The following is a 26,286-nucleotide window of genomic DNA, read 5'->3' on the forward strand; positions in this document are numbered from 1 at the left end:
CGGAACCGTTCAGCCGATGCCCGTGGTCCGGAACCGGGCCCGGTAGTCGCTCGGTGTCACGCCTAGGCCGCGCGCGAAGGCGCGTCGCAGCGTCTCGACGGACCCGAAGCCGGATCGCCTGGCCACGACGTCCAGGGGCTCGGTCGTGCGCTCCAGCTGCTGCTGGGCGGATTCCAGCCGCACCTGCTCGACGAACCGCGCGGGCGTGCGGCCGAGTTCTTCGCGGAACAGGCGCGTCAGGTGCCGCGCGCTGACGCGAGCGCGGGCGGCCAGGTCGTCGAGGGTGTGCGGCGCCGACGGGTCGGCCGTGACGGAGTCGAGCACCGCGCGCAGCACCTCGGTGCGCGGGCGGCCGGTCTGCAGCCGGACGCTGAACTGCGACTGCCCGCCCGGCCGCTGCAGGAAGACGACCAGGTGCTTGGCCACCAGCCGGGCGGTCTCGGCGCCGAGGTCCTCCTCGACCAGTGCCAGGGCCAGGTCGATGCCGGAGGTGACCCCCGCCGAGGTGATCACCGGGCCGTCCTTGACGAAGATCGCGTCGCCGTCGACCCGCACGCGCGGGAAGCGGCGGGCGAGCTGGCCGGTCAGGTCCCAGTGGGTGGTGGCGCGCCTGCCGTCGAGGACGCCCGCCGCGGCCAGGGCGAACGCACCCGCGCACACCGACGCCGTGCGGTTCGCGCCGCCGGCGAGCCGCCGGATCTGCGCCACGAGCTCGGCGTCGGCGATCGCGCGGACCCAGTCGGGGCCGCCGGGCACCAGGACGGTCGCCCCGCGCGGGTCCGCGGCCGCGAGGTCGAGGTCGGCCCCCAGGCGCGTCCCGGTGTTGGCGCGGACGTCGGCGCCGCCGGGCGAGGCCGTCTTCAGCTCGTACCGGCCACCGTGCTCGTTGGCTTCGGCGAAGACCTCCAGCGGCCCGGAGACGTCCAGGAGCCGGACGCCGTCGTAGAGCACGACGAGAACGGGACGGCCGCGCACGTCAGCTCTGGCCGGACCAGCCGCTCAGACGCGTGAGCAGCCGTTCCAGCACCTCCGGGTCCGCGGCCACCGGATCGCCGGAGACCGGCTCGTCGACCAGGGTCCGGCGGTCCTGCCGCCGCGGCAGGCGCACCTGCTTCGCGTTCATCCCGCCGGGCAGCTCGAGCTCGCACCAGGTCGTGCGGGCCCCTCCCACGCCGGGCGTGACGCCCACGCGCTCGCCGGGCCCGGCGACCTTCGGCTCCGGCAGGCCGGGCACGTCGTCGTCGACCTCGACCACCAGCACCTCGGCGCGCAGCCGCAGCCGCAGCGTCACGAAGGCGGGTGATCGCGGGTCACCGGCGTCGATCACGGCCTCGACCAGCCGTCTCGCGGTGGCGGTCACCTGCTCCAGCATCGGCATCAGGGACCAGTCGGTGAGAATCAGGCGGACGAACAGTTCCGTGACCGGCAGTGCGCTGGGTTGTGCGACCAGCCGGATATCGTCCATCTGGGAGGTGTGCGCGCTCAAACCTGACCTTCCTCGCCCAGGTCGACTGTCCGGGTCCCGGCATCTTGCCACCCGGCCTCCGGCGGCACGGTACCGGCCGGGCTCGCGTTGCTACCGTCGGGGCATGGGCGAACTGGTCGAAAGCGAGGATCTGCGCGCCGAACGGTTGCTGGACGCGCAGGAGAAGGCGGTCGAGCTGTTCGCGGCGGTCGCCGACCGCGGCATCCTGGTGCCGGGCGTCCGGGAGACCGAGGCGAGCGACGCGATCCGCGACCTGGCCGGTGACCTGCTCGGCATCCGCCGCTACTGGCACAAGCGGATCGTCCGCGCGGGCGTCAACACGCTGCGTCCCTACCGCGAGAACCCGCCGGACCGCGTGCTGGCCGAGGACGACATCGTGTTCGCCGACTTCGGCCCGATCTTCGAGGACTGGGAGGCGGACTTCGGCCGCACGTTCGTCCTGGGCGACGACCCGGTGAAGCACCGGCTCCGCGACGCGCTGGCACCGGTCTTCGACGCGGGACGCGCCTGCTTCGCCGCGCGGCCGGACGTGACGGGTGCCGAGCTGTACGCGCACATGGTGGAGCTGGCGCGCGAAGCGGGCTGGGAGTTCGGCGGCGAGATCGCGGGCCACCTGGTGGGCCAGTTCCCGCACGAGACCATCGACGGCACCAGGATCGACTCCTACATCGCGCCGGGCAGCGACGGCCCGATGCGGCGGCCGGACCGCAACGGCCAGACCTCGCACTGGATCCTGGAGGTCCACCTCGTGGACCGGGAGCTGGGGATCGGCGGGTTCTTCGAGCAGCTCCTGACGTTGGGGCCGAGCGCCGCGGAGTCGTGAACGCCGTGAAGGACTCCTTCCCGGCCATAAGAGCCGGTAAGGAGTCCTTCACGGCTTTCGGTCATACCCGCGCCGGGGCCCACAGGGCGTCGATGGTCTTCTCCGCGGTCTCCAGGCTCGCGTCCGCCAGCGGGATGAGCTCCGCCATCGCCGGGTTCACGTGCGCGAGCGTCAGCTCCGCCGTGATGAACCGCGGCTCCAGGCCCGTCAGCGAGACGCCGTGCGGCAGCCACTGCTCCGCGTGGTCCCAGCCTTCCCGGGGCGCGCCTTCGCCGTAACCGCCGCCGCGGGAGGCCAGCACGACGAACTCGCGGCCGCCGAGCAGGCCGGTCATCGTCTCGTGGTCGACTGAGAGCCCCGGCGCGATGAGGTGGTCGACCCACGCCTTGACGCTGCTCGGCGCGCCGTAGTTGTAGACCGGCAGGCCCAGCAGCACCGTGTCGGCCGCCTTGATCTCGCCGACGAGCTCCTGGGTCAGCGCCCACGACGCGGCTTGGGCCGGCGTGTGCTGCTCGGGCGGGACCGCGCGGGCCGCGCCGCTCTCGGCGTCGAGGTGCGGGAGCGGGTGCGCGCCCAGGTCGCGGTAGGTGACCGTGCCGTCGGGGTGCGCGGCCCGCCACCCGGCCGCCGCCCGTGCGCTGAGCCGGCGGCTCACCGAGCGCTCGCCCTGGATGCTCGAGTCGATGTGGAGGAGATGTGCCATGTCGCTAGCCGTCCATCGATCATTGGTGTAAGACAAACCATTAATAGCACATCGACCGCTGGGGCGCCCATATACTGGGCGCATGACCTCGCTGCCGGTCGTCAACCAGCCGCCCCACCGGTGTGGAGCGCTGCTCGACCACCTCTCGCGCCGGATGCGGCTGCGCAGCGAGTCCGTGCTGGCCCCGCTCGGCCTGCGGCCGCGCCACCTGATCGCCCTGACGGTCCTGCGCGACCTGGGCGGCAGTTCGCAGCAGGACCTGGCGAAGATCCTGGAGATGGACGGCACGAACGTGGTCGGCCTGCTGAACGACCTCGAGACCGAGAACCTGATCGAGCGCCGCCGCTCCCCCGTCGACCGGCGGCGCCACGTCGTCGAGCTCACCGACGTCGGCGTGAAGCTGCTCGTGCGGGCCGAGTTCGCGCTGGCCGCGGTCGAGGACGAGGTGCTGCGCGGGCTCAGCGACGAGCAGCGCGAAACGCTCTACGAGCTGCTCCACCAGGCGACGAGCAAGACGGAGGCGGAAGCCTGCACGGAAGCCGTGACGCGGCCGACCTGCTGAGCGTCAGCCGCCGGCGATGTCGCGGGCCAGCTGCTGCGCCTCGGGCAGCGTGAAGTTCCCGGTGATCTGCGTTTCCCCGCCGGTGATGGCGGACTGCACCGTCGGAGCCGTCAGGACCCGGCTCTTCAGCACCATCGCGACCTGCTTGCCGATGTTCTGCCCGGTCCACTCCGCCCACGTCTTCGCCCCGGCGGCCGTGAAGCTGATGCTGATGACCGACCTCCCGGTCCGCGGGTCGACGGCGGCGTCCACGCGGCCGACGTCGTCACCGCCGAGGAAGCCGGGGGCGAGGACGTACTTCGTGCCCTGCACGCGGTCGCAGCTGACCAGCGGCCGCGCCGGGTCGTCGTGGCCGTCCAGCGGATCCGGCTTCCCCTGGGCGCAGTCGAAAGCCTGCGCGGCGGCCTGCTGCGTGGCCGGGTCGGTGCTCTGCCGGTCGGTCGCCGAGCCGGTCGGCGGCCCCGGCGGCAGCTCGGCCAGGACCGGCCGGAAGCGCAGCTGGGTGCCGTCCTTGACGACGAAGCCGGTGGGCACGGCGTGGCCCGCCACCTCGGCCTGGCACCCGGTGGCGAGCACGGCGACGGCCGCGAGGAGGAGGATCCGCACGGCGCCCATTCTGACGTGCGAGCTATCCGGCCGCCAGGATCGCTTCGAGCCCGGACGCCTGGGTGCGCCAGTCCGTCACGTTCGGCGTGGTGCCGGTCCAGCGCTGGCCGATCCGGTTCAGCGCGTCGCGGTCGCCCGCCCACAGCGCGTCGGCCTGCTTCTGCGCGAACGCGCGGTAGGTGGCCGAACCCGTCGCCGTGGCCAGGTCGCCGAAGTAGCGCAGGAAGATGCCCTTGAACTGCTTCTGGTTGTCGTCGCAGGATCCCGAGCCGGTGTCGCAGGATTCGACGAGCACGCCGCCCGACGTGAGCCGCGTCGTCGCCGCGTCCGCCAAGCGTTTCGCCGCGTCCAAATAGGACGTCGTGCCGGTGGCGCGCCACAGCTCCAGCAGGCCGCCGATGCCGAGGCCCTGGTTGTACGTCCAGACGGTCTGGCCGTTGTTCGCGCACGACGCCGTCAGCCCGTCGTTCACCAGGCCCGAGGAGTTGATCAGCCCGCTGTTCAGGTACCAGTCGCCCGCCGTCCGGGCGCGCTGGCCCCACACGGTGTCGCCGGCGAGCCGGTTGTGCAGGGACGCGGTCAGCCGCAGGTACAACCCGGCCGTGACGGCGTTCTTGTACGTCCGCTCGCGGTTCCACCACACCCCGCCGCCGCAGGTGCCGGTGTCCCAGAACCCGTGGACGTAGTTCGCGATCGTCGTCGCCTCGGAGAGGTAGCGCGCGTCGTGGGTGCGGTCGTAGACGGCGACCCACGCCAGGCCCCACCACGCGCTGTCGTCGATGGCTCGGCTGACGAAGTCGCCCTCGATCGCGTCGGAACTCCTAGCCCCGGCGGGGAAAGCGACGCGGTTGACGTCGAACGTGCGGGCCAGCGCGGCGTCGAAGCCGCCCGCGTCGGCCACCGCCGTCACCGCGACCGCCGAGTTCCACCAACTCGACGGCCACCACGCGGTGTAGGAGTCGTAGGACCACATCAGCGCGTCGAGCGCACCGGCGGCGCGGGTCACCGCCGGGCGCGCCCAGGCCGTGCAGCTCCCTTGTGCGTGCGTGGCTTCGCGGCCGCACGCGCGCACCGCGCCGCCGTAGAGCCGGCCGCGCGGGTCCCGCGCCGCGAACGCCGTGGTGTGGGTGCCGGTGCCGCCCGCGGCGACGCTCGTGCGGCCCAGCGACGAGCCGTCCGGCCAGCTCGCCCCGGCGTCCCAGGAGCGGTCGAGCCAGATCTCGTCGCCGGCGCCGCCCGCTTCGATCCCCGCCCACGCCATGCCCCTGCCGTCGAAGTGGAGCCGGATCGTGCGGCCGAAGAGCGTGGTCGGTGCAACCGGCTGACTGTCCCCGGCGCCGGGTGCGCCGCGGTCGCACGCGGCGTCGCAGACGTCCGGGTAGATCCACGCGGTGCACGCGACGCCCTGCGCGTCCCCGCACGCCCGGACCAGCCCGCGGCGGTGGTGCTGCGGGTCGGTGAGGTTGTACATCAGCGTGCGCGTGCCGGTCCACGTGGCCGGGATGCTCGCCTTGCCCAGCAGGCCTTCCCAGCTCGCGCCGGCGTCCCACGAGCGGTCGAGCCAGACGGCGTCGCCGGCAACGCCGTTGTCGATGCTCGCCCACGCCATGCCGTCGGGGTCGGAGGCGTGCAGCCGCACCACCCGGCCGTTGATCACCTTGTCGGGCAAGGGAAAACTCTCCCGCGTGGCCCGCGAGGGGTCGAGGGTGTCGCACGACGTCACGCACACCGCCGTGGCCGCGGCGGCGGGGATCGGGGTCAGGGAACCGAGGACGAGCAGCAGCACGAGCAATGTCCGCATCGACATCCCTCTCCACGCACCGGGGTTCACTCCAGGATAGGAAATCCCGCCGCGGTTCTGAAGGATTCCGCCCGGTTCTGGCTCGTTCCGGACAATGGTTGGCGCGGACGACGTCATGGCCCGGGCGCACCTGTGGAGCCACGTCGCCGAGCTGGCCGGGGTTCCGGCCTGAGCGCGGGAAAATGAGTTGGTCCGGCCGCGCCGCGCGGAGTTAGCTTGCCGCCGTGGCCGACATCTACGGTAGCTGCGAGGAACGGTTCAGCGGAGTGGGCGACGTCCTGGCGGAGTCGCTGGACGCCGACGACGTCGGCGCCTCGGTCGCCGTGTTCGTGGACGGCGAGCCGGTGGTCGACCTGTGGGGCGGGTACGTCGATCCGGCGCGCACCGTCGCGTGGGAACGCGACACCATCACCAACGTCTGGTCCACCACCAAGACGATGACCGCGCTCTGCGCGCTGGTCCTGGCCGACCACGGCGACCTCGACCTGGACGCGCCGGTCGCCGCGTATTGGCCCGAGTTCGCGGCCGCGGGCAAGGAGTCGGTGCGGGTCCGGCACCTGCTCGGGCACACCGCGGGCCTGCCGGACTTCGACGGGCCGATCACGGTCGAAGATCTCCTCGACTGGCCGGCCGTGACGGCGCGGCTGGCCGCGCAGGCGCCGGTGTGGGAGCCCGGTACCGCGGGCGGCTACCACTCGGTGACCTTCGGCTTCCTGGTCGGCGAAGTCGTCCGCCGCGTCACCGGGCGCAGCCTCGGCACGTTCTTCGCCGAAGAGGTGGCCGGCCCACTGGACGCGGACTTCCACATCGGGCTGGGCGCCGAGCACGATCACCGGGTCGCCCCGCTGCTCCCCGACCCCCAGGGCGACAAGCCGCCGGGTTTCCTGATCGGCGTGGCGGATTCGTACCCCGAGGCCTGGCGGCGCGCGGAACTGCCGGCCGTCAACGGGTACGGCAACGCCCGCTCGGTCGCCGCGGTGCAGTCGGTGCTGGCGTGTGGCGGAGCCGCCGGCGGCGTACGGCTGTTGTCGGCGGCCGGCAGCGAGCGGGTCTTCGAGGAGCAGTTCCACGGCGAAGACCGCGTCCTCGGCGCGCCGATGCGGTACGGCATGGGCTTCCGGCTGGAGAACCGCACGTGTACGTGGGGCGGCTTCGGGGGATCGGTGGTCCTCGTCGACGCGGACCACCACCTGGCGGTGTCGTACGTGATGAACCAGATCCTCTGGGAAGACGGGTATTCCCGCGGCCTGGGCGTCGTGCTGGCGGCCTACGAAGCGCTCACGGGCTAGTCGTCGCACTCCGGCGGGAACAGGCGCGGCAGGAAGCCCAGCATCAGCGCCGACCACACGACGTGCGTCAGCAGCGGCGCCTGCACCCCACCCGACCGGCCGCGCTGCAGGGCGAAGAGCGTGCCCATCACGGCCGAGGCCGGTACCAGCGCGGGGTTCCGCGTCGCCGTCGTCGAAAGGACGTACATCGCCGTCGAACCGCGGGGGCCGAACGCGTCGTACAGCGCGCCGCGGAAGAAGACCTCCTCCGCCGCACCCGTGACGAGCGCCGTCGCCACCACCGACGGGGTCGGGCCGTGGTGGGCGTGGGAAAGCACCCCCGCGATCGCGCGCCGCAGCGGCGGGATGCGGCGGGCCACCAGCGCACCGCCGTAGAACACGCCGAACGCGCCCGCCCCCGCCAGGACCGGCTGCACGACGTCGCGGCGGCCCCGGGGCACCGGGCCGGCACCGGCGAACCAGGTCGCCGCGACCGCCGCCGTGAGGACGTGGAACCGGCGCGAACCCGGCCGGCTGGCCAGGGACGCGCCGAGCAACGCGGACCCGGCGGCCGTCACCCCGGCGAGCAACGCCTTCTTCACGCCGGCCGCCTGCTCTTCGCCCGCTCGCCCAGGGCCTGCAGCACGGCTTCGTCGTAGTCCATCGGCTCGAACTCGACGATCCGGCGGATCGCGTCGTCGCGGACGACGACCTCGTTCGTCATCGAGTCGATCAGCGCCCGCCCGGTCGTCACGTCGATGTCGGTGACCAGCGAGAGCCAGTACGACGAGAGCCGGGGCGAGAGCAGCGGCACCGGCACGATCACCAGCGGCCGCCCCTCGATCGCGGCGACCCGCTGCAGCATGTCGCGGTAGGCCAGCACCTCGGGACCGCCGATGTCGAACGTGCGGCCCGCCGCCTCCGGGTGTTCGAGCACGCCGACCAGGTAGCGGACGACGTCGGCGATCGCGATCGGCTGGGTGCGCGTGCCGACCCAGCGCGGCGTGATCATCGCCGGCAGGTGCTCCACCAGCTGGCGGGTCAGCTCCCACGACGTCCCGCCGTGCCCGACGACGATCCCGGCTCGCAGCACGGTGACCGGCACGCCGGTCTCCCCCAGCAGCCGCTCGACCTCGCGCCGGCTGGCCAGGTGCGCCGAGAGCGTGTCGTCGTCGTCCCCGAGGCCGCCGAGGTAGACGATCCGGCCCACGCCCGCGTCGGCCGCCGCCCGGGCGAACGCGCGGGCGGCCTCGGCGTCGCGGCGCTTGAAGTCCGCGCTGTCGAGTGAATGCACGAGGTAGTAGGCGGCTTCGGCGCCCTTGAGCGCGTCCCGCAGGGAACCGACGTCGGCGACGTCGCCGCGCACGGCCGTCCCGGCGCCGTCGTACTTCGCGGGGTGGCGGGTCATCGCGAGGACGTCGTGCCCGGCTTCTTCCAGCGCCGGGCACAACCGTCTGCCGACGAACCCCGAAGCCCCGGCCACCAGCACTCTCATGGTCGCGACGTTAGCCGGGGCCCCGCCGGTCCGCAGAACGTCCGATGGCGGCGAAGCAGACCGCGGCGACGACCCCCGCGCAGCCGACGAGCTGCAGCGCGCTCGGCGTCTCCCCGAGCAGGCCGATCCCCAGCAGCACCGCGCCGACCGGCTGCAGCAGCATCATCGTCGCGCCGGTGGTGGCCGACATCCGGGGCAGGGCGGCGGAGATGAGGATCCAGCCCATCAGCTGACCCACCACGGCGAGCGCGACCAGCCAGCCGAACGTCTCGAGGCTCGGCGTCAGGTCGAGCGTGCCGGTCGGGACGCCCAGCACGACGGCGACGACGCCGGCGGAGACCGTGGCCAGCGCCAGGGACTGCGCCTGCGCGCCCGTGCCACCGCTGAGCCGGATCAGGAAGAGGTAGCCGGCGTACCCCGCGCCGGCCAGCATCGCGAACACGGCGCCGGTGACCGGGTCCGGGCCGAACGAGCCGGTGCCGGCGAACCCGCCGGCCAGCACGACGCCGCCCAGCAGCACGGGCGCGGCGAGGACGAACTGCTTCGCCGGTCGCTCCCGCAGGAACGCGAACGCCAGCAGCGGCACGATGACCACCTGGACGGCGAGCAGCACGGTCGCGATGCCGGCGCCGATCCGCGGGATCGCCTCACCCCACAGCACGAAGTCCAGGCCGAGCCCGGTGCCGGCCAGCAGCGGGAGGAGCACGCGGCGGCGGGGCGCCGGGCCCGCCTTCCGCCGTTCCCGCGCGGCGAGCGCGAGCAGCACCGGCAGGGCGAGCAGGCAGCGCCAGAACGCGCTCGTGCTGCCGCCGGCGTGCGAGACCTTGATGAAGACCGACGACAGGGAGATGCAGAAGCTGCCGAGCGCGGCGAGCAGACGCGGGTCGAAGCGCTCGGTGAACGGCGTGGTGGTGGTCGCGGGGCGCGGCGCGGTCGTGGTCACGGCTCCAGCCTGCGGGCGGCGACTGCCAAGGACAAGCGAATGTTTCTGCGCGGAATTCGGTAGCATCTCTACCGTGTTCGGAATCGAGCGGATGCGCGCCCTGCACGCCGTCGCCACGCAGGGTTCGGTCGCCGCGGCGGCCGCATCCCTGCACGTCACGCCGTCGGGGGTGTCGCAGCAGCTGGCTAAGCTGGAACGGGAAGCCGGGCAGCGGCTGCTGGAGCCGCGCGGCCGGGGCATCCGGCTGACGAAGGCGGGCCAGGTGCTGGCCGGGCACGCCGAGCGGATCCTGGCACAGGTCGCCGAGGCGAAGGCGGACCTGGAGCTGCTGCGCGAGGACGTCATCGGGCCGCTGCGCGTCGGCGCGATCCCGACGACGGTGCACGCGCTGCTGCCGCCCGCGCTGGCCACGCTCGCCGCGCAGCACCCGCGGCTGGCGGTGACGCTGCACGAGGGTGAGGCGGAGCAGACGATGCCCCGCGTGCTGGCCGGCGACCTCGACGTCGCGGTGCTGGAGAGCTGGGAGGACCGGCCGACGGTGCTCCCGCCCGCGACGACGCGGATCGCGTTGTTCTCCGACGTCGCCGACCTCGCGCTGCCCGCCGGGCACCGCCTCGCGCACCGCAAGACGGTCGATCTGTCCGAAGTGGACGACCTGCCGTGGATCGGCTGGAGCCTGGGGTCCGGCTGCTACGAGTGGCTGGTGCAGGTGCTGCGCAAGCAACGGCTGGAGCCGCGGATCAGCTGCACGGTCGGCGGCTACCCGACGCAGCTGGCGCTGGTGGCGGGCAACGTCGGCGCGGCCCTGGTGCCGCGGCTGGCCCGGGAGCCGCAGCCCGAGGGCGTCCGCATCCTGGCCACGCGCCCGGCGCTGACCCGGACCATCTACGCGATCTGCCGGGCGGGCGAGGAGGACCACGGCGCGGTGCGTGCGTGCCTGGACACGCTCAGAGCCGCTTCCGCGCGCTTCGAGAGCGTGGGGCGGCCGGTCGGCTGAGGCGTCAGCGGATCAGGTCCCGGGCGCCGAGCAGTCTACTGTGGACCGAGCCGCTCGATCATCTCGGTCACCAGCCTTCCCGGCTGCCGGTGGTGCACCAGGAAGACGTCCCGCGCCGGCCGGGCGTCGGCGACGTCGCGGACCTCGATCCGGGCCGGCCCCACCCGCTCGAGCACGCTCTCCGGCACGAACGCGACCCCCAGCCCGGCCTCGACCAGCGCCAGGATCACCTGGTAGTCCCGGGTTTCGTAGGCCACGGTGAGGGTGACCCCGGCGGCGCCGGCGAGCTGGTCGAGGCAGCTGCGGTTGGGCACGCCCGGGCTGCCGGAGATCCAGTCCTCCCCCGCCAGGGCCCGCAGCGTGAGCCGGCGGACGCGAGCTTTCGGATGTCCCTCGGGCAGGATCAGCCGGAACCGCTCCGAACGCAGCAGCGACCGCGTCAGCCCGCTGGGGTCGGGCAGCGGCGCACCGGGATAGCGGTGGGTGATCAGCAGGTCGAGGTCGCGCGAGCTGACCAGCCCGTACCCGTCGGGCGGTTCGAGGTCCAGCAGCCGCAGCGCGACCGCCGGGTGGTCGCGGCGGAACCCGGCGAGCGCGGCGGGCACGAGCGTCATGCCGGCGCTGGCGAACGTGCCGACGGTGAGCTGCGCCGGTTCCTCGCCGAGCAGGGCACGGACGGTCCGCTCGGCCGTGCGCAGCTCCCCGACGACGGTCTCCGCGTGGCTCAGCAGCGCCGCCCCGGCCGGGGTGAGGGTGACCCCGCGCGGGTTTCGGTGCAGCAGCGGCGCGCCGACGTCGCGTTCGAGCTTGGCCAGCTGTTGCGAGACGGCGGACGGCGTGAAGGACAGCGCCTGGGCCGCTCCGGCGATCGACCCGGCGTGCGCGACCTCGGCGAACAGGGCCAGGCGGTGGGCGTCGAGCATGGGAGCCTCCAGCCGTAAGCGTTGCTAAGGTCAGCGTAGAAGACCTCGCTGGTGCTTACGGCGGTCCGCGCGCATGCTGGGGCGATGATCAGCACTTCGGATGTCGAGCAGGCGGCCACGCGGATCGGGGGCCGGGTCCGCCGGACACCGGTGTTCACCGACGACGGCGTGTGGTTCAAGCTCGAGCAGCTGCAGCACACCGGGTCGTTCAAGGCCCGTGGCGCGTTCAACCGGATCATCGCCGCGGGTGAGCTCTCGGCGGCCGGAGTGGTGACCGCCTCGGGCGGCAACGCCGGGCTCGCCGTCGCCTACGCCGCGCGGGAGTTCGGCGTGGCCGCGCGGGTCTACGTCCCGGTGAACGCGCCCGCGGTCAAGGTCGCGAAGCTGCGGGAGCTGGGCGCGGCCGCCGAGCTGGTCGGCGAGAAGTACGCGGACGCCTACGACGCGGCGGTGAAGGACGCGGCGGACCGCGGCGCGCTCTTCTGCCACGCCTACGACCAGCCGGAGATCTGCGCCGGCCAGGGCACGGCCGGCCTCGAGCTGCTGGAGCAGACCGGCGGCCTCGACACGATCCTGGTCGCGGTCGGCGGCGGCGGGCTGCTGGCCGGCATCGCGGCCGCGGTCGAGGGCCGCGCGCGGGTGGTCGGCGTCGAGCCGCGCACGGCGCCGACGCTGAACGCGGCCCTGGCCGCGGGCGAACCGGTCCCGGTCGAGGTGTCCGGCGTCGCCGCGGATTCCCTGGGCGCATCGCGACTCGGCGACATCGCGTTCGCGGTCGCGACCCGGACGGGCGCCGGATCGGTGCTGGTGGACGACGCGGCGATCGTCGAGGCCCGGGCGGCGCTGTGGGACCGCTACCGCCTGGCGCTCGAGCCCGGCGGAGCGACGGCGTTCGCGGCGCTGCTCTCCGGCGCCTACCGCCCGGCGCCGGGAGAACGCGTCGCGGTCCTGCTGTGCGGCGCGAACACCGACCCGGCGACGCTCACTTCCCCGACAGCCGCGCCACCAGCGGCGCGAACTCCTCGATGAAGGCGCCGTTGACGCTGAAGTAGGAGACGCCGAGCTCCTCGCGCCGCCGTTCGAGCTCGGCGGCCATGTCGTCGACGCTGCCGCGGATCATGGTCAGCGAGTCGTGCTCGATGAGCGTTTCGGCATCGACGCCGATGAAGCCCCGGATCCACGGCGGCACCTGCTCACCGACGACGAAGATGTTCAGCGCCAACTCGACCTCGCGATCACCGGCCGCCTCACGGATCTCCCCGACGTAGCCGGCCATCTCTTCACGGGTGGTCAGCACCCCACCGGCAAGGGTGACGATGTCGGCTTTCGCCCCGGCGAGCCGACGAGCTTTCGGCCCCCCGGCGGCGATCATGACCGGGCTGTGCTCGTCGCCGTCGAGCCGGCGGACGTGGTCGATGGTCTCGGAGATCGAGTCGAGCCGCTCCTGCCCCGAGCCGTAGGGCAGGCCGAGCTCTTCGGCCTGGTGCCGCATGGTCGGAAGACCGGTCCCGAGCCCGAGCTCGAACCGGTGGCCGGTCACGACGGCGAGACTGTGCGCCTCCCAGGCGGCGGCCCGCGCGGTCCGCAGCGGGCTGGCCAGCACGAAGGAGCCGACCCGCAGCTCACTGGTGACGGCAGCGGCAGCCGCGAGCGCGGCGGTGGGGGTCGGCAGGTTGAGGTTGTCGGGACAGAGCAGGGTGGAGTAGCCGAGCTCCTCAGCGCGGCGCGCGGTCTGCAGCCACTTCGCGCCGCCTTCGGTCGCACCAGCGACCACGCCGAACCGGAACGCCTTGTTGGCCATCGAGCACCCCCGGGTTTGGTTGGTACTTCGATCAAACCACCGCGGCGCTCGGCTGTGCCACCACGGTCGAGGCCGGGGCGGGCTTTGCCCGGGGATTTCGAGTAGCCGGCTACGGTTGGTGCCGTGCCCGAGCGCGATGGCAAGTCGGGTTTGGCCGGTTTGAACGGGTCTGGAGCTGCGGGGCATGCGTCTCGGGACGTTCTGACCGCGACGGCTTCCGCGCCGGACTCGGGTGTTACCCGATATCGGCCAAGTCGGCGCTGTCACGGGTGCGACTTGGTTTGTCTGCGCAGTAGGCAAGCCAGGTTCCCGCGAGACTGACTCGGTGTGGCTGCGGAGGCGGATCATAAGGTTTCGTCGCCGGGATCATGCGTCTCGGGACGTTCTGACCACGACAGCTTCTGCGCCGGACTCGGGTGTTACCCGCTATCGGCCAAGTCGGCGCTGTCACGGGTGCGACATGAGTTTGTCGGCGCGCAGTAGGCAAGCCAGATTCCCGCTAGACTGACTCGGAGTCGCCGCGACGGATCATCGGTTTCCGGTCGCCAGGGTGCTGTGTCCGGGCAAGGTGAACGACCCGTCTCTGCGATGCCGTACGGGGTGGGTCGGCGCTGGCTGCGACGCTATGAGTTTGCTGCGCGTCGCGGCGATGCCTGAGAGCGCCGTGGTCCAAGCGATGACCACGCCGAATGTGCGGGCATGCGGTTTAGGTGCTGCTGAGAGCGATGCTGTCGTCCGGGTGATGACCCCGACCGCGCCCACATGGCATGGGCAGCCTTCGGTAAGGGCGCTGCCCACAGCGATCGCCGTCGCCGGGAGGTGACCCAGACGGACCTTTGGCGTGGTGACGAGCGCTGCCCTGAAGCCGATCAAGCTTCGGCGGCGTGGGTGTAGGCCCGTAGCCGGTGGCTACGGGCCTTTCCCCTCTTCGGTTGATCAGGCGGCGAACGGTAACGGCTCGTGGAGGTTGTTGCGCCTGGGTTTTCGGCGCCTGTCCAAGAACACCGGTGGCAGGAACTCGGGTAGTCCATCGGCGGCGATGCGGACTTGCCAACCGGAGCGGTGCAGCAACCGATGGTGGTGGCCGCACATCAGCACCAGGTTGCCCAGCTCGGTCGGCCCGCCATCGGCCCAGTGCCGGATGTGGTGGCCTTGGCAGTGGCGGGGTGGGCGATGGCAGCCGGGGAAGGCGCAGCCGCGGTCGCGTAGGTACAGCGCGCGGCGGAGGCCGGGTGAGACCAACCGCCGGAGGCGCCCGAGGTCGAGGGGTTCCCCCTTGCCACCCAGGACTGCGGGGATGATCTGGCAGTCGCAGGCGTGGATCCGGGCCTCGGCCGCGGATATGCGGCCGGTATCGCCCAACGTTGCCTGGCCGACACCGGACTTCAAGTCTTCCAACGAGACCGCGACCATCACGTGCGCTCGTTCACCCGCCTGCATGGGCAAGTCTGGAGAATTCAGGGCGAGGTCGATCGCGTCGGAGAAGGCGTCGCCGTAGCGTTCCTGCGGGGAACGGAAGTCGGGACCGTCGTCGGCTCTGCGGCGTTCGGCCAGGGAATCCAGCAGGGCGCTGGCGCGGGCGCCGGTCTCGTCATCGAACCGGCCCTGAAGTTCCCAGACCCCGGTTCTTTTGCGGCGCAACGACAGTTCGCGGCTGGGGGTGGCCGGTTCGGTGGTGTCGGGTTCGGTGCCGTCGGGGTCGAGGTGGGCGAGGATGCGGGCGCCCAGTGCGGCGACCTGCTTGTGTCCGGCGTCTTCGGCGAAGGACAGCAAGTCTCGTTCGGCGTTATCGCGGTGCTCGGGCGGAACTTGAGTCATGACACCGACGATGGTGTCGATCATCGGGGTGCTCAACCGGCCGTCCAACGTGGCGGCGCCGGTGGTGGGAGCGACAGCGGGAATGGGTGTGCCGTCGAGATTGCGACTAGAGGTGAGGGCTCGGGCTCGTTTGACGACGTTCTCGGCGGCAGCCTTGGGAACATCGGCGAGATGCTCGAACAACCGGCCGACAGACCGGTAGCCGAAGAGTTCCATGACCCCGCGCGACTCGATTTCCACGAGCAGAGAACCGATCTCAGCCTCGGCAGAGCGCACGACGGTGAGCAGCGCGGAGATACGGTCGGCCAGGGCCACCGCATCCGCTCTCCACACCGCTTCGCTGTCCACACACCAAGATTACCGGCATCCGAACGCATGTTCATAACACGAAAGGATGATCACGACGAAGCCCGGCAGGGCCACCGTAGCGTGGGGAATCGGCGCTCCCGCACCGAGCGGGAAGCAAGAACAGAAGGCGCCGATTCCCCACGCCCCGGCGAAGCCGTATCCCTAAAAGGGATCAACCCCGCTGGTACTCCTCCCAAGTAACCTTCGCAACCGAAGGACCATCATCAGCACCACGCCCGGCAAGACCGTTCATACCCAGGTAGTAGTCCCCGGTCTGGTGCTGAGCCCCCGAAGAAAGATCCGGGTCCGAGATCGCCATGGCGTGGATGTGATAGGCAAAACCCTGATCAGGAGTACGCAGCCAAGCAGCGAACCCGACCTTCCGCAACGCCTTCAGCAGGTTGGTCCGGCTGGTAGAAGACAGGCTGGACACCGAGATGTCCATGGCCCCGCCACCATCATGGGTACCGGCGGAAGCATCGACCCCGCCGGGGTTGTACGAACCCTGCGTCAAGCTGACCGACGACCCGAAGATCCCCTCGGCGGCCACGAGCATCGCCTTGGTGCGCGTGTTCAACGTGACACCGTGGTAAGTGACGTGACTACCGGCCGAAACGGGCGACGTCACCGTGTACCGGCCCTCGCCCAGCTTCTCCAGCGACGTCTTGCCCGGCAGGCCCGAAGCGTCGATTCCGGTGTACCCCAACGACTTCTGGTACTGCGAGTACGCCGTGATCGTCGTCGTGCCGAAGTACCCGTCGACGTACGTCGAGGCCAGCAGGCCCTTCGCCTGCAGCGCCTGTTCGACGAGCAGCACGCTGTCGTGCGCGCCCGGTGTCTGGGTGTCGTCGGCGCGGCGCGGGTCGATCTGGGCCGCCTTCAGCACGGCCTCCATGTTCGCCGTGGGCAGCGCCGTCGTGGCCGCCGGCTCGGCCTGAGCCGGTGCGGCCACGGCGAACGCCGCTGCGGTGAGTGCCGTCAGCACGGCGGCCTTCGTGAACATCCCTGTCCTCCACTGGTCGGAATCCTTACTCGACCAGCATCGCGCGGCCCGGTACAAGGACCGTACAAATCACCCGGCCCGGAACGCGCGCAGACGCAGGCTGTTCGTGACGACGAAGACCGAGCTGACCGCCATCGCCGCGCCGGCGAGCATCGGGTTCAGCAGGCCCGCGGCGGCCAGGGGCAGCGCGGCGACGTTGTACGCGAACGCCCAGAACAGGTTGCCCTTGATCGTGCGCAGCGTCCGGCGCGACAGGCGGATCGCGTCGGCCGCCGCGCGCAGGTCGCCGCGCACGAGCGTCAGGTCGGCCGCCTCGATCGCCACGTCGGTGCCGGTGCCCATCGCCAGGCCCAGGTCGGCCTGGGCGAGCGCCGCCGCGTCGTTGACGCCGTCGCCGACCATCGCGACGACCTTGCCGTCCTCCTGCAGCCCGCGCACGACGTCGGCCTTGTCCTTCGGCAGCACCTCGGCGATCACGCGCTCGATGCCGACCTCGGCGGCGACCGCCCGGGCGACCACGGCGCTGTCCCCGGTGAGCAGGACCGGGGTCAACCCGAGCGCGCGCAGCCGCCGGACCGCCTCGGCGGACGTCGGCTTGACGGTGTCGGCCACGGCCAGCGTGCCCCGGACCTCGCCGTCCCAGGTCACCGCGACCGTGGTCAGCGCGCTGTCGGAAGCAGCCCGGCCGATGCTGACCTCGCGCCCCTCGACGACGCCTTCGACGCCCAGGCCCGGCGTGCTGCGGAAGTCCACGACGGACGGCAGCGTCCCGAAGCGCTCCCGGGCGGCGTCCGCGATCGCCCGCGCCACCGGGTGCTCGGACGCGGCCTCGACGGCGCCCGCGAGCCGCAGCACCTCGCCGTCGCCCTCGACCAGCGTCATCCGGCCGGTGGTGACGGTGCCGGTCTTGTCGAGCACGACGGTGTCGACGCGCCGGGTCGACTCCAGCACCTGCGGCCCCTTGATGAGGATGCCGAGCTGCGCGCCGCGGCCGGTGCCGACCAGCAGCGCCGTCGGCGTCGCCAGGCCGAGCGCGCACGGGCAGGCGATGATCAGCACCGCGACCGCGGCGGTGAACGCGGCCGAGGGCGTCGCGTCTGCGCCGAGCCAGAAGGCGAGCGTCGCCACGGCCAGCGCGATGACGATCGGCACGAACACCGCCGAGACGCGGTCCGCGAGCCGCTGGACGCGGGCCTTGCCGGTCTGCGCCTCCTCGACCAGCCGGGCCGTCTGGGCCAGCTGCGTGTCGGCGCCGACGCGGGTGGCGCGGACGACGATCCGGCCGCCGGCGTTGACCGTCGCGCCGGCGACCGCGTCGCCCGGCCGGACCTCGACCGGCACGCTTTCACCGGTGAGCAGGCTCGCGTCGATCGCGGACCCGCCGTCCTCGACGACGCCGTCGGTGGCGACCTTCTCCCCCGGCCGCACCACGAACCGGTCGCCGACGACCAGGTCGGCGACGGGGATCCGCTGCTCGCCGCCGTCGCGCAGGACCGCGACGTCCTTCGCGCCCAGATCGAGCAACGCCCGCAGTGCGGCACCGGCGCGGCGCTTCGAGCGGGCCTCGAAGTAGCGGCCGGCCAGGATGAACGTGGTGACGCCGGCAGCGACCTCGAGGTAGATGGCGCCGTCCCCGGCCATGCGCTCGATGGTGAACTCGAACGGGTGCCTCATGCCCGGCATGCCCGCACTGCCGAACAGCAGCGCGTACACCGACCAGCCGAACGCGGCGAGCGTGCCCATCGAAATGAGCGTGTCCATCGTGGCGGCGCCGTGGCGGAGGTTGGCGAACGCGGCCCGGTGGAACGGCCACGCGCCCCACACCAGCACCGGCGCGGCCAGGGTGAGCGAAATCCACTGCCAGTAGGTGAACTGCCAGGCCGGCACCATCGCCAGGGCGATCACCGGGACCGAGAGCACCGCCGAACCGAGCAGGCGCTGCCGCAGCGTCCGGCCGGGGTCCTCTTCCCGGGGCTCGTCCGGTTCCGCCCGGGGCAGCGCCGCGCCGTAGCCCGCCGCCTCGACCTGCGCGACGAGGTCCTGCGGGGCGATCTCGCCGCCGTAGACGACCTTCGCCTTCTCCGTCGCGTAGTTCACGGTCGCCCTGACGCCGTCCAGCTTGTTGAGCTTGCGTTCGATCCGCATGGCGCAGGACGCGCAGGTCATGCCGGTGATGCCCAGCTCGATCTCCGCGGGCTTCTTCTCCAGGTGCAGCGTCATCGCCGGTCCCCTTCCCCGGTGGTCACGGTGAATTCGGCGGTGCGGACCGCGCCGTCGTGGCGGAAGTCCAGGAACAGCCGGTAGGTCCCGGCCGAGGGCACCTCGGCGAAGAACGGCACGGCCGGGCCGGCGCTCGTGCGGCCGTCGCCGGGTTCGCCGTCCGGGTGGACGTGCAGGTACCCCAGGTCGCCGCCGCGCAACGCGACGAGGTGGCCGTACGCGCCCAGGTAGGGCTGCAGATCGGTGACGTCGCGGCCGTCCTTCGTGACCGTCGCGGTCAGCCGGGACGAGCGGCTGGGCACCAGGTCGCCGTCGAGCCGGACGCGGTAGCCGCCGATGTCGGCGACGCGCGACTCCGCGTGCTCGACGGGCTGGAAGAGACCCGGGGCGACGAGGTCGACGCCGAGCGTCTGCGCCGGTCCCCCGGCGGGTGTGAAGTCGGCGAAGGCGCGGTAGCTGCCCGCGTCGGCGACGGTGATCGGGACGCTCCACGTGCCGTCGGCGCCGAGGTCCGGGTGCAGGTGCCGGTAGCCGCTGGTGTCCCGGCGGACGACGATGAAGTGCATCCGCTTCTCGTGCTCGACGTCGTAGGCGGTCACGGGAGCGCCGTCCGGGCCGGTGATCCGGAAGGTGAACTTCGTCGTGGCGCCCGGCGTGAGCGTCGTGCCGGCGGGCGTGAGGGTGTAGCCGCCGGCGGCCGACGCCAGCCCGCCGGGCTGGTGGTTCGCGGCCTCCGCGACGGTGCCGCCGTGGACGTCCCCGTGCGCGGCGTCCTCGCCGCCGTGCACCCCGGCTTCGGCGGGGAAGGGACCGACGGCGGTGCCGGCGACCCAGGCGCCGACGGCGACCAGGGCGAGCGCCGCACCGTAGGCGGAGAGCTTCGCTGCCGTGTTCATGTCAGCTCGTACCCCGCCTCTTCGACGGCGCCCCGCACGTCGGCGACGGAAAGGGCTTCGGTGCTGCTGACGGTCACCGCACCGGTGGCCAGTTCGACGGTGACGCCGGTGACGCCGCCGAGTCCGCGGATCTCCTCTTCGACCGAGCGGGCGCAGTGGGCGCACGTCATGCCGGTGACGGTGTAGGTCGTGTCTGCCATGTCTCATAGATACCCTAGGGGGGTAGGGTAATCAAGCCCGATCTGGCATGTAATCCCGGTCACAGCAAATTCGGTTACCACTGGTCCGGGCGTGTTTCTCGCCGTCACGGAGAGTTCTCAAAGGGGCCCCCTAGACGGTGCCGTGCTCCTTTCGTAACCTGTTCGAGATCTCGCGGCCCCCGGTCGTCGATGAGACGGCGACGCGAGATCGCCGCCGATACCCCCTGCTGGGTACCGGACCCACCGCGTTGCTCTTCCTGTTGCGGTCGAGCACGCGCCGGACACGGCGAGGCCCCCGACTCGCCCCGGTACCCGACGGCGGCCGATCAGCAAAGGAGACCCGCGCGAGAATGCGTTCGCATCCCGTCAAGCGCGTGGTGTCAGGTGCCCTCGCCGCTGCCTCGGTGATCACTGTCGTCACCATGTCCCAGGCGCCGGCCACCGCCGCCCCCGTCCCCGTCCTCCAGGCCCCGCCCACCGGGTCCGACGCCCTGGCCAAGTACCGCGACCTCTCGGCCCAGGCCGAGAAGCTCAACGAGGACCTGCTCAAGGCCCAGGACGACCTGACCGCCAAGCAGGGCCAGCTCGACAAGGCCAACGCCGACGTCACCGCCGCCAAGGACGCCGGTGCGCAGGCCATCGAGGCGAAGCAGAAGTACCAGACGCAGGTCGACAAGTTCGCCGGCGCGTCGTTCACCAGCGGCGTCCAGCTGAACAAGCTGTCGGCGCTGCTGGCCGGCACGTCGACGCAGGACTTCCTGGACCGCTCGGCAGCCCTCGAGGTCATCGCGACCGACAAGAACGCCGCGATGGGCAACCTCAGCGGCGCGGCCGAGAAGGCCGCCGCGGCCGAGAAGGCGGCGACGGACGCGGCGAAGCGGGCGACGGACGCCCGGGACGCCGCGGCGAAGCTGGCCTCGGACATCGAAGGCAAGAAGAAGAACCTCCAGGCCCAGATCGACCAGATCGAGGCCCAGAGCAAGACCCTCAGCACCGCCGACAAGACCGCCCAGAAGGACACCGGCGGCAAGGCCCCGACCGTCAAGGCGGCCTCCTCGGCCGCGCAGAAGGCGGTCGACGCGGCACTGAGCAAGCTCGGCAGCGCCTACGTCTACGGCGCCACCGGGCCGAGCACGTTCGACTGCTCGGGCCTGATGCAGTGGGCCTACAAGCAGGCCGGGATCACGCTGCCCCGGACGTCGTCGGCGCAGGCGGGCTTCGGCACGCCGGTGCCGCGCGACCAGCTGCAGCCGGGCGACCTGGTCGCCTACTACTCCCCCGTGTCCCACATCGGGATGTACATCGGCGACGGCAAGATGGTGCACGCGCCGACGAGCGGCGACGTCGTCAAGATCTCGCCGCTGCTGAGCCAGTACGCGGGAGCGACGCGGCCGACGGCCTGATCCTTCGGGCGGATGCCCCGTTCCGGGAGGTGTAGAAATCCCGGGACGGGGCATCTTCCGCGCATGGTCGACAACTACGACGCCGCCACGGTCTCGGCGGTCGGCAAGGTCACCGAAGCGCTCGAGACGATCGAGCGGGCGCGCGGGCACCTCTATTCGTTCCACCAGCTGACCGGGAGCGCGGATCTGGCCCTCGGCGAAGCCGTCGAGAAGCTCGAGAAGGCCGGCCACGCGGACTGGGCGCGGCGGATCTCCGAGGAGCTGATCGGGCTCAACGTGCTGCCCGGCCGGTGGACGTTCCAGATCGTCGAGGAATACGACGACGGCTACCACAAGGCGTGCCGCGACCTCGAGCGCGCGCTCTTGGAGTCCTTGACCGGCGGGCGCCGCCACCTGCACGAACAGCAGATGAAGGACGACCGGCGGACGCACGGGCGACCGGGCCACGAGGCGGGGGCGCCGAGCACCCCGCCGGCCGGCCCGTGACCGGCGATTGTCGGACCCCTGCGCCAGAGCCGAGTTCGAGCGAACATATGTTCGATTGGAGGATGCCGTGACCGACCAGGTGGAACCGAACCCGGAGAAGGACCCGAGCGACTGGATGACCGGCGACGAGCCGATGACCGGGCCACAGAAGTCCTACCTGCAGACGCTGGCCCAGGAGGCCGGTGAAGAGGTGCCTGACGGCTTGACCAAGGCCGAGGCTTCGACGCGGATCGACGAGCTCCAGCGCGAGACCGGCCGAGGTACCTGAGGGCCCGGCGCGGCGCGGGCTCCGCTGTGCCCGGCGCCACGGCTTGCCGCCCTCCCGCACGGGTAACCGGTACCCAGATGACCGACTCCCCCGAAGGAGGACATCCCGTGTACCTGACCGTGCTGCTCGTGGCTTCGGCCGGATTGTTCGTGCTCGGTGCGACAGCCCTCCGCGAACTGCCCAAGCCCTATCCCCTCACCGCGAAGCGCACCCTCGTCGTGGCGTGGGTCGCCGCCGCCGGCGGCGTCGGGTGGTGGGCCGCTTCGCCGGGGGCCGCGCCGCTCGTCGGCACCGTTGCCGGGCTCGGTTTTCTCGTCGCTGCCCTGAATCGCGGGCCCGAACGGCCGTCCTACCCGCAAGCCACGCCCTACCAGCCGCCTCGGTGACGCGGTTGGCCGCGGGAAAGGCCGGGTACCACTCGGAAATGTCCGAAACGAACGAGCAACCCGAAATCGCCCGGCCCGGAACCGCGGACCCCGGCCGGGCGGACGACAACCTTTACGAGGCCGGGGAAGGCGTCCCGCCGGACAACGCCGAAGAAGCGCACGGCGTCGGGCAGAAGGTGATCGGAGAACTCCGGGAGCGGCGCGAAAGCTGAGTCAGGCCGCAGCGGGCATGGCGGCGGCCGCGGCGCCCGTCACGCGGAGCAGGAACTCGGCGTTGGACCCCGTCTTGCGGAGCTGGTCGAGCAGCTGCTCGATCGCGTGCGGGCCCTGCAGGGCCCGGCGAACCTCGCGCATCGCGACGAGTTCACCCGGTGTGACCAGGAGTTCTTCGCGCCGGGTGCCGGACGCGGCCACGTCGACCGCCGGGAAGGTGCGGCGCTCGGCCGTCTTGCGGTCGAGTTTCAGCTCGGCGTTGCCGGTGCTCTTCAGCTCCTCGAAGAACACCGTGTCGGCCAGCGAACCGGTTTCCACGAGCGCCGAAGCGACGATCGTGAGCGACCCGCCGCCTTCGAGGTTGCGGGCCGCGCCGAGGATGCGCTTCATCGGCTGCAGCGCGGCCGCGTCGACGCCGCCGGACAGGGTGCGGCCGGACGGGCGGGCCGAAAGGTTGTACGCGCGGCCGAGGCGGGTCAGCGAATCGAGCAGCAGCACGACGTCTTCGCCGCGCTCCACCAGGCGTTTCGCGCGTTCGACGGCGAGTTCCGCCACCGCGATGTGTTCGGCGGGCGGACGGTCGAAAGTGGACGCGATCACCTCACCGCGCACGGTCCGGCGCAGATCGGTGACCTCCTCCGGACGCTCGTCGGCGAGCAGCACCATCAGCCGGCATTCCGGGTGGTTGACCGAGATCCCGTGGCCGATCTCACGCAGCGTCGTGGTTTTCCCCGCTTTGGGCGGGGAGACGATCAGTGCGCGCTGCCCCTTGCCGAGCGGGGTGACGAGGTCGAGGACGCGCGGCAGCAGGCGCGTCGGCGTGGTTTCGAGCAGCAGGCGCTGGTCCGGGTGCACCGGGACCAGGTCGGCGAAGTCCGGCCGCGGCTCCGCCGGGTCGGCACCGTTGACGCTGGTGATTTCCTCGGTGGTTCCGGTGATTTCGTCGCCGGGACGCAGCTTGTGCTTGCGGACGACGGAAAGCGGGAGTGCGATGTCGTCCGGGCACGGCCGGTAGCCGGTGCGGACGAAGGCGGTTTTTCCTGACAGGTCAAGGATTCCGTGAAAGGGCATGAGTGTTCTCCTGATGAGCGGCGGCCCACGCGGACGGCGAGGCCAGAGATGAGGAAGAAGGCCGATCGGCCTGGATCCGGGAGGCTTCCTCCGGGCGGCCGAGGGGCCGACATCCGCGAGGAGCACCTTCACGGTAGCGCGACGTCACGGAAAGCACAACGGGTAAGACCCCATCGCGGTGGGTAGCTCTTCAGAGAAGCCCGAAGCACGGGGGAACCGCGGCTGACGATGGGAGCGGATCGTGTACCGACATACCCGGGAGCCTGGCATCGACATGGGTGAGAGCACCGACGGCGACCAAACCGGGACCACGCCTCCGGCGCGCACCGGTACCGGCGCCGTGGTCACCTCGAAGTTCGAAGAACTGGCGCCCGCGCTGCCGAACGAGATGGCGGGCCTGCGCCGCAAGCTGACCCAGTGGCTCGGCGAGTTCCCGCTCGACCCGGAGAGCACGCACGACATCACGCTGGCCACGTACGAAGCGCTGGCGAACGTGGTGGCCCACGCCTACCCGGACGGCCGCGGCTGGACCCGCCTCCAGGCGGCCCGCACCGGCGACACGGTGACGGTCACGGTGACGGACACGGGCTGCGGAATCCCGGCGACGAGCCCGCGCCGGGCCGGCCTGCGCACCTCGGGCGGGCGCGGCCTGGTGTTGATCGAGAAGGTGACGGACCAGTCCGACATCGAAACGGGTTGCGACGGCACGACGGTCCGCATGACCTGGCGCCCGGCGGCGCTGAGGGACCAGAACCCGGCCTGACCGGGCGGCGCCGCGCGCGGCCGGCGCCGGTTCGCCACTCCGGCGGGCCAGCACGCCGCCCCGCCGCCCCGCCTCCCCCGGTGTCCTACCTCACAACCCTCAGGCCGCCCCGGCCAGCCGGACCAGCCGGTTCCGCGGGTAGGAAACCAGCTCCCTCTCCTCGTCCGTGGTGAAGATCTCGACGGAGTCCTCCAGCAACTCCGCCGAGGTCACCTGCAGCTGCCACGCGGGCAGGCCCGGCGCCGGCTCGTGCCAGAACCACTGGCCCTTGGTCAGCTGGTCCGCCGGGACCGTCGCGTCGTCCGTGTTCATGCCATGAGGCTAGCCGTCACCACCGACAGTTTTCGCACTGCCTCAGCCGTGCGCCGCGTTGATCGTGATCGTCAGCACCTGCGGGTCGCCCGCGAAGACCGCGCCGCTGAAGTCCGGGCCCGGGCTCACGTCGTCGTACGGGAACGCGTACCCGCGGTTGTCCGGCAATTTCGAGTGGACGATCCGCGCGTAGTGGTTGGTCACGTCGCCCTGGTAGAACTTCGCCGGGTCCTCCGCCGTGGGCTGGTTCGGGTTGTCCAGCAACGTCGTCCGGTTCAACGCCGCCGCCAGGCGGGGGACGATCGCCTTGCGCGCGTCGCTCGCTCCGGCCGCCAGTGCGAACGGGCCGCTGTCGCAGCTCCACACGTCCGCCGTCGCCGGCTTGGCGAACGACTCGGAGCCGAACACCAGCTGGTCGCCCGAGACGCGGCCGGTGAACGTGCCCAGGCCCGGGTTCTGCGAGTCGACGACCAGGTCCGTGCCCGCGTACTTCTGCCACACCTGGTCGATGTACCCGTCGAGGTAGCCGCCGAACTGGGACGCGTGGTGGTGCGGCGACAGCACGCGCAGGTTCCCGCCCCCGCCGGTCTGCACCAGGCCCGCCCACTCGCCGCCCAGCTGCGTCAGCGAAGACGCGATCTGGTCGAGCGCGCCCGCGGGAAGCCCGTTGACCGTCGACGTACCGGAGCCGGACGTGGTCAGCGAAAGTCCCATCGGGATGCCCACGAAGTCGACGTAGCTGATGTTGGCGAACAGCTGCGTGTCGTTGAACGTGAACTCGCTGAACGACCAGTTCTTCCCGTAGTTCGCGTCGCCGGAGTTGAGGAAGCTCGGGTGCACCAGGTTCGGTCCCGGGTCGAGGAAGAAGTCCAGCTTCGCGTCGGTGACGACGTAGATGCGCGCGCCGCCCATCTTGGGCACCGAAACCTGGGCCCCCGAAGCGATCGGGATGGCGCAGTCCTCCGGCAGCGGGGTCGTCGGCGCGGACGGCGAGTCCGGGTAGTACGGCGTGCCGTCGGCGCGCAGCAGCACCAGGCGCCCGTCCGGCGTCGTGCCGGTGACGTAGGCGTACACGGCGCCGGAGCCCGAATTGTTCACCAGCTTGAGGCCGAACGTGTCCGGCGTCGCGGCGTAGGCGGACCGCGCGAGGGGCAGCGCGGTGGCCGTGGCGAGCGTCGCCGCCGTGAGACCGAGGAACGAGCGACGGGAGATCATGGCGTCCTCCACGTTGAGGAGACGGATTGCAGAGTCCTTAAAGGACTTCCGAGGGCGGTTCGCAGGATTCGTTGTGGACGTCAACAAACTATGACTCCACTTTCGTTACCTGGCAACCCTTCGAAAGAAGGTCCAGACCACCATCTCACCCGGCCCGCGCGTTGCCCCGGCGAGCCGAATTCCAAACGCGACTCCCCCGGGACTGCCCACGGGTACCGGGTGCGGGGTACTTCCGGGCACATCCCTTGACGCGGGCACGGACCGGCGGTGACAGTG

General features: G+C 71.8%; 29 protein-coding genes. 11 read left to right on the forward strand and 18 right to left on the reverse strand.

What is annotated here, in order from left to right; all coding sequences use genetic code 11:
* Positions 1 to 9: 9 nt before the first annotated feature.
* Both QRX60_RS46000 and QRX60_RS46005 read right to left on the reverse strand, forming a co-directional pair.
* Positions 10 to 975: a GlxA family transcriptional regulator gene (locus tag QRX60_RS46000; protein ID WP_285997758.1), complete on the reverse strand. Its 966-nt coding sequence runs from the start codon at positions 973 to 975 to the stop codon at positions 10 to 12.
* Between the two features lies 1 nt (position 976).
* Complete coding sequence (locus QRX60_RS46005; protein WP_285997759.1) at positions 977 to 1,486, reverse strand: ATP-binding protein; 510 nt, start codon at positions 1,484 to 1,486, stop codon at positions 977 to 979.
* Between the two features lie 103 nt (positions 1,487 to 1,589).
* Between QRX60_RS46005 and QRX60_RS46010 the strand changes: the two genes are divergently transcribed.
* Positions 1,590 to 2,309: a M24 family metallopeptidase gene (locus QRX60_RS46010; protein ID WP_285997760.1), complete on the forward strand. Its 720-nt coding sequence runs from the start codon at positions 1,590 to 1,592 to the stop codon at positions 2,307 to 2,309.
* 61 nt (positions 2,310 to 2,370) lie between these two features.
* Here QRX60_RS46010 and QRX60_RS46015 read toward each other — a convergent pair whose 3' ends face one another.
* Positions 2,371 to 3,012, reverse strand: a complete 642-nt coding sequence (locus QRX60_RS46015) for an FMN-dependent NADH-azoreductase (protein ID WP_285997761.1) — start codon at positions 3,010 to 3,012, stop codon at positions 2,371 to 2,373.
* A gap of 82 nt (positions 3,013 to 3,094) precedes the next feature.
* Here QRX60_RS46015 and QRX60_RS46020 point away from each other — a divergent pair, with 82 nt between their 5' ends.
* A complete protein-coding gene (locus QRX60_RS46020) occupies positions 3,095 to 3,574 on the forward strand; it encodes a MarR family winged helix-turn-helix transcriptional regulator (protein ID WP_285997762.1) in 480 nt (159 codons plus the stop codon).
* Positions 3,575 to 3,577: 3 nt separating this feature from the next.
* Here the strand turns inward: QRX60_RS46020 and QRX60_RS46025 are convergent, their stop codons facing one another.
* Together QRX60_RS46025 and QRX60_RS46030 are read right to left on the reverse strand one after the other, a co-directional pair.
* A complete protein-coding gene (locus QRX60_RS46025) occupies positions 3,578 to 4,189 on the reverse strand; it encodes a SecDF P1 head subdomain-containing protein (RefSeq protein ID WP_285997763.1) in 612 nt (203 codons plus the stop codon).
* Between the two features lie 13 nt (positions 4,190 to 4,202).
* Entirely contained in the window at positions 4,203 to 5,981 is a 1,779-nt protein-coding gene (locus QRX60_RS46030) for a glycoside hydrolase family 76 protein (protein ID WP_285997764.1), read from the reverse strand.
* 224 nt (positions 5,982 to 6,205) lie between these two features.
* Between QRX60_RS46030 and QRX60_RS46035 the strand changes: the two genes are divergently transcribed.
* The gene (locus QRX60_RS46035) at positions 6,206 to 7,270 is read left to right on the forward strand and encodes a serine hydrolase domain-containing protein (RefSeq protein ID WP_285997765.1); all 1,065 of its coding nucleotides are present in this window, start codon (positions 6,206 to 6,208) and stop codon (positions 7,268 to 7,270) included.
* Here the strand turns inward: QRX60_RS46035 and QRX60_RS46040 are convergent.
* The 3 genes from QRX60_RS46040 to QRX60_RS46050 are packed head-to-tail and all read right to left on the reverse strand — an operon-like array spanning position 7,267 to position 9,687.
* Positions 7,267 to 7,851, reverse strand: a complete 585-nt coding sequence (locus QRX60_RS46040; RefSeq protein WP_285997766.1) for a CPBP family intramembrane glutamic endopeptidase — start codon at positions 7,849 to 7,851, stop codon at positions 7,267 to 7,269. The genes QRX60_RS46035 and QRX60_RS46040 overlap by 4 nt on opposite strands.
* Positions 7,848 to 8,744: an NAD(P)H-binding protein gene (locus QRX60_RS46045; protein ID WP_285997767.1), complete on the reverse strand. Its 897-nt coding sequence runs from the start codon at positions 8,742 to 8,744 to the stop codon at positions 7,848 to 7,850. Before QRX60_RS46045 ends, QRX60_RS46040 begins: the two co-directional genes overlap by 4 nt.
* A 10-nt stretch (positions 8,745 to 8,754) precedes the next feature.
* A complete protein-coding gene (locus tag QRX60_RS46050) occupies positions 8,755 to 9,687 on the reverse strand; it encodes a DMT family transporter (RefSeq protein WP_285997768.1) in 933 nt (310 codons plus the stop codon).
* 73 nt (positions 9,688 to 9,760) lie between these two features.
* Between QRX60_RS46050 and QRX60_RS46055 the strand changes: the two genes are divergently transcribed.
* A complete protein-coding gene (locus tag QRX60_RS46055; protein WP_285997769.1) occupies positions 9,761 to 10,684 on the forward strand; it encodes a LysR family transcriptional regulator in 924 nt (307 codons plus the stop codon).
* A gap of 35 nt (positions 10,685 to 10,719) precedes the next feature.
* Here QRX60_RS46055 and QRX60_RS46060 read toward each other — a convergent pair whose 3' ends face one another.
* Entirely contained in the window at positions 10,720 to 11,607 is an 888-nt protein-coding gene (locus QRX60_RS46060; protein ID WP_285997770.1) for a LysR family transcriptional regulator, read from the reverse strand.
* Positions 11,608 to 11,691: 84 nt separating this feature from the next.
* Between QRX60_RS46060 and QRX60_RS46065 the strand changes: the two genes are divergently transcribed.
* A complete protein-coding gene (locus QRX60_RS46065) occupies positions 11,692 to 12,636 on the forward strand; it encodes a threonine/serine dehydratase (protein WP_285997771.1) in 945 nt (314 codons plus the stop codon).
* On the opposite strand, the gene QRX60_RS46070 is transcribed toward QRX60_RS46065, so the two are convergent.
* The 6 genes from QRX60_RS46070 to QRX60_RS46095 all read right to left on the reverse strand — a co-directional run bounded on the left by QRX60_RS46070 (position 12,590) and on the right by QRX60_RS46095 (position 19,893).
* Positions 12,590 to 13,408, reverse strand: a complete 819-nt coding sequence (locus tag QRX60_RS46070) for an LLM class flavin-dependent oxidoreductase (protein ID WP_285997772.1) — start codon at positions 13,406 to 13,408, stop codon at positions 12,590 to 12,592. The two genes, QRX60_RS46065 and QRX60_RS46070, sit on opposite strands and share 47 nt — an antisense overlap.
* 936 nt (positions 13,409 to 14,344) lie before the next feature.
* Positions 14,345 to 15,574 (reverse strand): HNH endonuclease signature motif containing protein, encoded by a 1,230-nt coding sequence (locus QRX60_RS46075; RefSeq protein WP_285997773.1) that lies wholly within the window; start codon positions 15,572 to 15,574, stop codon positions 14,345 to 14,347.
* Between the two features lie 172 nt (positions 15,575 to 15,746).
* On the reverse strand, positions 15,747 to 16,577 hold the full coding sequence (locus QRX60_RS46080) for a peptidoglycan-binding domain-containing protein (RefSeq protein WP_285997774.1): 831 nt from the start codon (positions 16,575 to 16,577) through the stop codon (positions 15,747 to 15,749).
* A 69-nt stretch (positions 16,578 to 16,646) separates the two neighbouring features.
* A complete protein-coding gene (locus QRX60_RS46085) occupies positions 16,647 to 18,797 on the reverse strand; it encodes a heavy metal translocating P-type ATPase (RefSeq protein WP_285997775.1) in 2,151 nt (716 codons plus the stop codon).
* On the reverse strand, positions 18,794 to 19,693 hold the full coding sequence (locus QRX60_RS46090) for a hypothetical protein (protein WP_285997776.1): 900 nt from the start codon (positions 19,691 to 19,693) through the stop codon (positions 18,794 to 18,796). Before QRX60_RS46090 ends, QRX60_RS46085 begins: the two co-directional genes overlap by 4 nt.
* Positions 19,690 to 19,893, reverse strand: a complete 204-nt coding sequence (locus tag QRX60_RS46095; RefSeq protein WP_285997777.1) for a heavy-metal-associated domain-containing protein — start codon at positions 19,891 to 19,893, stop codon at positions 19,690 to 19,692. Before QRX60_RS46095 ends, QRX60_RS46090 begins: the two co-directional genes overlap by 4 nt.
* Before the next feature lie 350 nt (positions 19,894 to 20,243).
* Here QRX60_RS46095 and QRX60_RS46100 point away from each other — a divergent pair, with 350 nt between their 5' ends.
* From QRX60_RS46100 to QRX60_RS46120, 5 genes are all read left to right on the forward strand, one after another.
* Positions 20,244 to 21,296 (forward strand): C40 family peptidase, encoded by a 1,053-nt coding sequence (locus QRX60_RS46100; RefSeq protein ID WP_285997778.1) that lies wholly within the window; start codon positions 20,244 to 20,246, stop codon positions 21,294 to 21,296.
* Positions 21,297 to 21,359: 63 nt separating this feature from the next.
* On the forward strand, positions 21,360 to 21,782 hold the full coding sequence (locus tag QRX60_RS46105; RefSeq protein ID WP_285997779.1) for a hypothetical protein: 423 nt from the start codon (positions 21,360 to 21,362) through the stop codon (positions 21,780 to 21,782).
* A gap of 67 nt (positions 21,783 to 21,849) precedes the next feature.
* The gene (locus QRX60_RS46110; protein WP_285997780.1) at positions 21,850 to 22,050 is read left to right on the forward strand and encodes a DUF3072 domain-containing protein; all 201 of its coding nucleotides are present in this window, start codon (positions 21,850 to 21,852) and stop codon (positions 22,048 to 22,050) included.
* 107 nt (positions 22,051 to 22,157) lie between these two features.
* Entirely contained in the window at positions 22,158 to 22,436 is a 279-nt protein-coding gene (locus tag QRX60_RS46115; protein WP_285997781.1) for a hypothetical protein, read from the forward strand.
* A 38-nt stretch (positions 22,437 to 22,474) separates the two neighbouring features.
* Positions 22,475 to 22,648: a hypothetical protein gene (locus tag QRX60_RS46120; protein WP_285997782.1), complete on the forward strand. Its 174-nt coding sequence runs from the start codon at positions 22,475 to 22,477 to the stop codon at positions 22,646 to 22,648.
* 1 nt (position 22,649) lies between these two features.
* Here QRX60_RS46120 and rho read toward each other — a convergent pair whose 3' ends face one another.
* The gene (rho, locus tag QRX60_RS46125) at positions 22,650 to 23,720 is read right to left on the reverse strand and encodes a transcription termination factor Rho (protein ID WP_285997783.1); all 1,071 of its coding nucleotides are present in this window, start codon (positions 23,718 to 23,720) and stop codon (positions 22,650 to 22,652) included.
* A gap of 274 nt (positions 23,721 to 23,994) precedes the next feature.
* Between rho and QRX60_RS46130 the strand changes: the two genes are divergently transcribed.
* Positions 23,995 to 24,483 (forward strand): ATP-binding protein, encoded by a 489-nt coding sequence (locus tag QRX60_RS46130; RefSeq protein ID WP_285997784.1) that lies wholly within the window; start codon positions 23,995 to 23,997, stop codon positions 24,481 to 24,483.
* Positions 24,484 to 24,582: 99 nt separating this feature from the next.
* On the opposite strand, the gene QRX60_RS46135 is transcribed toward QRX60_RS46130, so the two are convergent.
* On the reverse strand, positions 24,583 to 24,795 hold the full coding sequence (locus QRX60_RS46135) for a hypothetical protein (RefSeq protein ID WP_155546378.1): 213 nt from the start codon (positions 24,793 to 24,795) through the stop codon (positions 24,583 to 24,585).
* Between the two features lie 42 nt (positions 24,796 to 24,837).
* Complete coding sequence (locus QRX60_RS46140; RefSeq protein WP_285997785.1) at positions 24,838 to 26,010, reverse strand: glycoside hydrolase family 64 protein; 1,173 nt, start codon at positions 26,008 to 26,010, stop codon at positions 24,838 to 24,840.
* Positions 26,011 to 26,286: the final 276 nt, after the last annotated feature.

Origin of the sequence: Amycolatopsis mongoliensis, assembly GCF_030285665.1 — a bacterium.
Taxonomy (GTDB): Bacteria; Actinomycetota; Actinomycetes; order Mycobacteriales; family Pseudonocardiaceae; genus Amycolatopsis; species Amycolatopsis mongoliensis.

What these genes read in the sequence shown, in the direction of transcription:
- QRX60_RS46140 (WP_285997785.1), bottom strand. Translation starts at nt 26,010, where the DNA reads ATGATCTCCCGTCGCTCGTTCCTCGGTCTCACGGCGGCGACGCTCGCC.
- QRX60_RS46100 (WP_285997778.1), top strand. Translation starts at nt 20,244, where the DNA reads ATGCGTTCGCATCCCGTCAAGCGCGTGGTGTCAGGTGCCCTCGCCGCT.
- QRX60_RS46095 (WP_285997777.1), bottom strand. Translation starts at nt 19,893, where the DNA reads ATGGCAGACACGACCTACACCGTCACCGGCATGACGTGCGCCCACTGC.
- QRX60_RS46025 (WP_285997763.1), bottom strand. Translation starts at nt 4,189, where the DNA reads ATGGGCGCCGTGCGGATCCTCCTCCTCGCGGCCGTCGCCGTGCTCGCC.
- QRX60_RS46015 (WP_285997761.1), bottom strand. Translation starts at nt 3,012, where the DNA reads ATGGCACATCTCCTCCACATCGACTCGAGCATCCAGGGCGAGCGCTCG.
- QRX60_RS46010 (WP_285997760.1), top strand. Translation starts at nt 1,590, where the DNA reads ATGGGCGAACTGGTCGAAAGCGAGGATCTGCGCGCCGAACGGTTGCTG.
- QRX60_RS46045 (WP_285997767.1), bottom strand. Translation starts at nt 8,744, where the DNA reads ATGAGAGTGCTGGTGGCCGGGGCTTCGGGGTTCGTCGGCAGACGGTTG.
- QRX60_RS46090 (WP_285997776.1), bottom strand. Translation starts at nt 19,693, where the DNA reads ATGAACACGGCAGCGAAGCTCTCCGCCTACGGTGCGGCGCTCGCCCTG.
- QRX60_RS46135 (WP_155546378.1), bottom strand. Translation starts at nt 24,795, where the DNA reads ATGAACACGGACGACGCGACGGTCCCGGCGGACCAGCTGACCAAGGGC.
- QRX60_RS46130 (WP_285997784.1), top strand. Translation starts at nt 23,995, where the DNA reads ATGGGTGAGAGCACCGACGGCGACCAAACCGGGACCACGCCTCCGGCG.
- QRX60_RS46020 (WP_285997762.1), top strand. Translation starts at nt 3,095, where the DNA reads ATGACCTCGCTGCCGGTCGTCAACCAGCCGCCCCACCGGTGTGGAGCG.
- QRX60_RS46105 (WP_285997779.1), top strand. Translation starts at nt 21,360, where the DNA reads ATGGTCGACAACTACGACGCCGCCACGGTCTCGGCGGTCGGCAAGGTC.
- QRX60_RS46080 (WP_285997774.1), bottom strand. Translation starts at nt 16,577, where the DNA reads ATGTTCACGAAGGCCGCCGTGCTGACGGCACTCACCGCAGCGGCGTTC.
- QRX60_RS46085 (WP_285997775.1), bottom strand. Translation starts at nt 18,797, where the DNA reads ATGACGCTGCACCTGGAGAAGAAGCCCGCGGAGATCGAGCTGGGCATC.
- QRX60_RS46060 (WP_285997770.1), bottom strand. Translation starts at nt 11,607, where the DNA reads ATGCTCGACGCCCACCGCCTGGCCCTGTTCGCCGAGGTCGCGCACGCC.
- QRX60_RS46120 (WP_285997782.1), top strand. Translation starts at nt 22,475, where the DNA reads ATGTCCGAAACGAACGAGCAACCCGAAATCGCCCGGCCCGGAACCGCG.
- rho (WP_285997783.1), bottom strand. Translation starts at nt 23,720, where the DNA reads ATGCCCTTTCACGGAATCCTTGACCTGTCAGGAAAAACCGCCTTCGTC.
- QRX60_RS46030 (WP_285997764.1), bottom strand. Translation starts at nt 5,981, where the DNA reads ATGCGGACATTGCTCGTGCTGCTGCTCGTCCTCGGTTCCCTGACCCCG.
- QRX60_RS46070 (WP_285997772.1), bottom strand. Translation starts at nt 13,408, where the DNA reads ATGGCCAACAAGGCGTTCCGGTTCGGCGTGGTCGCTGGTGCGACCGAA.
- QRX60_RS46065 (WP_285997771.1), top strand. Translation starts at nt 11,692, where the DNA reads ATGATCAGCACTTCGGATGTCGAGCAGGCGGCCACGCGGATCGGGGGC.